Source organism: Helicobacter bilis ATCC 51630, assembly GCF_000686565.1.
GTDB lineage: Bacteria > Campylobacterota > Campylobacteria > Campylobacterales > Helicobacteraceae > Helicobacter_A > Helicobacter_A bilis.
Window position 1 is genome coordinate 1 of record NZ_JMKW01000083.1, and the last position, 5,298, is coordinate 5,298.

At 36.2% G+C, this 5,298-nt stretch carries 4 protein-coding genes; 2 read left to right on the top strand and 2 right to left on the bottom strand.

Going from position 1 to position 5,298, the window contains the following annotated elements; all coding sequences use genetic code 11:
* Both T368_RS14045 and T368_RS0110790 read right to left on the bottom strand, forming a co-directional pair.
* Positions 1–415: hypothetical protein (locus T368_RS14045; protein WP_034595251.1), on the bottom strand; the 415-nt coding region annotated here is incomplete at its 3' end.
* Positions 416–509: 94 nt separating this feature from the next.
* Positions 510–1,058, bottom strand: a complete 549-nt coding sequence (locus T368_RS0110790; protein WP_027338492.1) for a putative barnase/colicin E5 family endoribonuclease — start codon at positions 1,056–1,058, stop codon at positions 510–512.
* A gap of 326 nt (positions 1,059–1,384) precedes the next feature.
* Between T368_RS0110790 and T368_RS0110795 the strand changes: the two genes are divergently transcribed.
* Both T368_RS0110795 and T368_RS17205 read left to right on the top strand, forming a co-directional pair.
* A complete protein-coding gene (locus T368_RS0110795; RefSeq protein WP_004086300.1) occupies positions 1,385–4,900 on the top strand; it encodes an acyl-[ACP]--phospholipid O-acyltransferase in 3,516 nt (1,171 codons plus the stop codon).
* Between the two features lie 252 nt (positions 4,901–5,152).
* Positions 5,153–5,281, top strand: a complete 129-nt coding sequence (locus T368_RS17205) for a hypothetical protein (RefSeq protein WP_272898115.1) — start codon at positions 5,153–5,155, stop codon at positions 5,279–5,281.
* The last annotated feature ends 17 nt before the right edge of the window (positions 5,282–5,298 follow it).

Consider the following 5,298-nt stretch of genomic DNA (forward strand, 5'->3'; position numbering starts at 1 on the left):
TATTTCTAAACTCTGCTTGTGGCATTGTCTCTACTTTACCATTTTGTAAGGCAGATTCTATGGCTTTTGCTAATTCTTTATTAAAAATATCCTTACTTACTTCTTGCACTTGCTTTTTACCTTTTAAGAAATCTCTAGGATTAAACTTTTGCATTATTTTAGCAAACATAGCTGGATTATTCTCACTCAAAGATTTGTAGTCTTGTTGTATGCTTTTAATAGCTAAAGTAGCATATCTTTGTGTGCTTTCATTGTTATAGAGTTTGCTTACTGCCTTACTCGCAACACTACCACCAATTAAGCCTAACACAAAGTTTTGCGGATTAAATCCTACAATGTTTCCATTCTCATCTGTTTCAATTCCTGCTGCTGTGCCACCTAAGAATCCACTGCCTAAATGTGCATTACTTTGCATAGTTATAGAATCTTTTATGTTTTATGGTATAATGTCGCTAGAGTTTAAAGGCAGAGACTCGCCTTTTATAAAATCTTAAAGAGTGGATAAACTTTTAAGATTCCTTGTCATTATAAGCAGTAATGATCCACTTATTTTTTGTCGGATTCCCATGCCAATTTTGTTTTAATCCCATCTTAAAGATTTGTCCATGTTTATGATAGATAATTGTCTTTCTGCCTGATTTTTGAGTAATAACCTTACCTTTACCTATAATCTCACTCATAGCGTTTATAAGTCCAGCTTCGCCCTCCCCAAAGGCTTTAAAATCCCCTGCGTTTAAATGCTTCTCAATAATCTTAGCAAGTCCATAGCCTTTTGCTTGTTGTCCGCTGCCTTGCACTTCTCCCCAGACTAAATCAATATCCCCCAATTCTTTACGATGAAATGCCCCTGCCACTTGTCCGCTAAATTCGCCTTTAACTCCGCTTTCTTTATGCGCTTGTGCTTCATTTATGAGTTTTACAATAGCAGTCTCGCCGCTGTGATAATGTTCTGCATAGTTTGTGCCAAATTCTTTTATGGGTTTAATGCCTATCCTTGCTTCAATCTCCGCACGCATAACCTCAAAAGACTTGCTAAAATCTCTGCCGTTTAGAATCAAATTTTTATCCGTGTAGTTATGCTCCTTTTGTATATTTTGTTTCGCTTCATCTATTATTTCTCATGTAGTCTTTGGTGTTTGCTTATCTTCTATGTTTGCAGGTGGATTTAAATAAACTTTATATCTTTCTGCTTGTTTTTTTGTAAGCCTCTTGTGCTTTTGTTCAATTGTGTGTTTTATATAATTATATTCATCTGTATGGAAGATACCTTTTTTGTTAAATTTTTTGTCTTCTTCAAACTTATCTAACTACTTTAATACAAAACTTCTGCTAGAATCCCAAGTCTTATACAATAAGAGTTTCAGCATAAAATAAGGATATATATATGAATAAGATTTATAAAATCAAAGGTTTTACTCCATTTATCATTGTAGCATTTATCAATGCCTTTATTGATTTAGGGCATAAGGTGCTAATGCTAAGCATTATCTATAAGTCATTTAGTGAGGGGGAACATTTATTTTATAACTCCATTGCAAATGCACTTGTGATTCTGCCTTTTGTTCTGCTTTTCTCCCCTGCTGGTTTTCTTAGTGATAGATTTTCAAAAAATAAGATTCTAAAGATTGGGGCTTTTGTTAATATCATTCTTTTGTGTATTCTCATGTTTTTTTACTCCATAGGCTTTTTTTGGGGGGCATTTTATATGACGCTTCTTATGGGCATGCAAGCAGCGATCTATTCTCCTGCAAAGTATGGGTATATAAAAGAGCTTGTAGGTAAAGAGAATCTTACATGGGGAAATGGCATTATACAAGCAACTGCGATTGTGGCAATGCTTGGTGGTATGATATTTTTTTCAGCCCTTTTTGAGAGATTCTATACAGATGGACTTACAGATCCCTCACTCATTATAAAAGATATGGTGTTTTTAGCGATACTGCTTTGCTTCTTTGCATGTTTGGAATTTCTATTAAGCTTTAGACTACCGACAATAAGACAAGATTCTAATATTTCATTTAATAAAGACAAATATCTAAAAGGTGAGCTTTTAAAAGAGAATCTAGCTGTTATGAAAAAGCATAGAATGATTTATCTCTCTGTGCTTTTTATAGCGGTATTTTGGACTATCTCACAACTGCTTGTTAATATCTTTCCTGTATATGCGAAAAATGTATTAAGAATCATGGATACAGATATTGTCAATATGCTTATTGCTTGCACTGGACTTGGCATTATCATCGGTTCAATCATTGCTGGTCGCTATTCTAAAAACTATATTGAGACAGGTCTCATACCGCTTGGTGCGTGTATCATGTCTATTGCCCTTTTATTATTTGGTATTTTTAACTCATTGTTTAGCATTTCACTTCTTTTCTTTCTTTTTGGCTTAGGTGGGGCATTATATGTTGTGCCATTAAATGCGTTAATGCAGTTTTATAGTAATGATAAAGAGTTAGGGACAATCCTTGCTGGGAATAACTTCGTGCAGAATATCGGCATGCTTTTAGCCCTATTTGTCGCTACTTTATTTGGCATACAGAATCTACCTGTTGAGTGGCTTTTCTATGTGAGTGCCTTGCTTGGTGTAGTCGCTACTTTATATATGATAAAGCTATTGCCTTTCTCACTTGTTAGAATCTTAGTTAGCATGGCAATATTGCAGAGATACAGACTCGTTGTAGAGGGCTTTAATAATATCCCGCAAAAAGGCGGTGTATTGCTGCTTGGGAATCATATCTCATTTATCGACTGGGCTATCGTGCAGATGGCTGTGCCTAAGAAAGTGTATTTTGTAATGGAGAGAAGTATTTATTCTCGTTGGTATATTAAGTTTTTCCTTGATTTCTTTGGTGTAATACCTGTATCTAGCTTGGGAAGTCGTGGGGCGATAGAGCAGATTCAAAAGAGATTAAGCAATGGGGATATTGTATGCTTATTCCCTGAGGGTGTGATTAGTCGGCATGGGCATTTAAATGAGTTTAAAAGCGGATTTGAGAAAATCGCACAAGGTGTTGATGAGAATCTTGCTGTTGTTCTGCCTTTTTACATTCGCGGTATGTGGGGCAGTATCTTTAGCCGTAGCAATGAGCAGTTTAGAGAGCGTAAAAAAAGCTTTACAAAAAGAAGTGTAAGCATTGCCTTTGGTATGCCCCTGCCACTTCATACACAAAAGGAAAAGATTAAGGCAAAAGTATTTGAGATGAGTTTTAAAGCATGGGAACATCAGTGTCAAAACTCGCCAACACTACCTGCTGCTTTTATAGAATCTTGCAAACGCGGTGGAGGCGATATTGCTATCATTGATACACAAACAGGCAGCATGTCTTATCGTAAATTACTTACACTTTGTGTTATGCTCAGTCAAGATATGAAAGAGTTAAGCTATAAGCCACTGCCAAAAAGGACAAATAGCTGCTCTCTTCCAAATGATTGCATAGGTGTTATGCTGCCTGCTTCTTTAGCAAGCGTGTTATGTAATTTCTCAAGTATGATGGCTGGAAAAATCGTTGTAAATCTTAACTTTACTGCTGGACCAAACGCTATTAAAAGTGCGATAGATTCTGCTAATATCTCACATATCTATACTTCAAAAAAGTTTTTAGAAAGGCTAAAAGATAAAGGTATAGAGATTGATTTTAGCGGTGTTACCCTGCATTTTATGGAAGATATTGTCGCACAGATTCGTAAGCAAAAAGTAGCCTTTATACTCAATATTTCTTTTATCACACTTGCACCTACTTGGCTTTTAAAGCTTTTGTTTGCAAAGGAAAGCAAGATAGAATCTGTATGTGCCATTCTCTTTAGTAGTGGGAGTGAGGGCGTGCCAAAGGGCATTATGCTTAGCCATTTAAACATTATGAGTAATATCGCACAAATTGCTGATGTTATCCACGCAAGAAATGATGAGACTATGCTGTCTTCTCTGCCACCATTTCACGCTTTTGGCTTAACCGTTACAACACTTATGCCACTTATTGAAAATATGCTAGTCATCTCACATGCTGACCCAACAGACGCATTAGGTATCGCAAGGGCAATAGCACAAAATAATGTAACAATCATGTGTGCAACCTCTACCCTACTTGGAATCTATGCTAGAAATCCAAAGATAGATAGAGTAATGTTTGATAGCATTCGCTTAACTGTGGCAGGGGCTGAAAAGCTAAAAAAAGAAGTGCGTGAGGCTTACACGATGAAGTTTAATAAGCCAATCTATGAAGGCTATGGTGCGACTGAAACTACACCTGTTGCAAGTGTGAATCTGCCTGATGAGTTTGATGTTACATTCTGGCAGATTCACAGAGCAAATAAAGAGGGCAGTGTAGGTATGCCACTTCCTGGGACTGCCATTAGAATCGTAGATTATGATACGCTAGAAGAGCTGCCATTAGGAGAGCATGGATTGATTCTTATAGGCGGACATCAAATCATGGTAGGCTATCTCAATGATGAAGAAAAAACAAATGAAGTCATTATCGATTTACATGGAATCCGCTGGTATAAAAGCGGGGATAAAGGCTATCTAGATTCTGATGGTTTCTTGCATATTACAGACAGATATTCTCGCTTTGCAAAAATTGGCGGTGAGATGATTAGCCTATCAAGTGTTGAAGAAGAGATTGCAAAAGTCTTTAAACACAAAGAGATTTCAAGCGAAGTAAAGTTTTGTGCCGTAGCACTCGAAGATAGCAAAAAAGGTGAAAAAGTGGTATTGCTTATAGAATCACCACAAGAGCATTGTGCCGTAGCAATTGATAGTATTAAAAAATCTGATATTATCCCGCTTAAAAAACCAAGCGAATATTTTATCGCAGATAAGATTCCAATACTTGGCAGTGGTAAAGTAGATCTAAAAAGCACAAAAGAACTTGCTAGGGAGATTGAAGCGAAGAAATGAATTGTGAAAACTTATCATTACACCCCTTGCGGTAGTAAGTCATGGTAATCTATAATCTTGTCATATTACTTTGTCATATTACTTTTTTTTGTCATGTTGAGACGAAAGCAAACATCCCCTACAAACTCTAAAATCAATAAAAAAAAAGCAAAAATCCAAAAAACAGCCACATTTACAAAAAAAAAAAACAAAATTTTAATTTTTTTATGCTAGAACTTGCATTTCATTTACTTTAGATTTTAAGGAGATAATATGTCGATACTACAACAAGACATAATGGCACAGGCACAAGGCAATACAAAGACAAAAGCAAAGGCAAATACACTAGCTAAAGTGAGTATAGTAGCAGCCCTTACACTATGGGGGGGGGGGGGTAACTAACCCCTTATTTGCTGAAG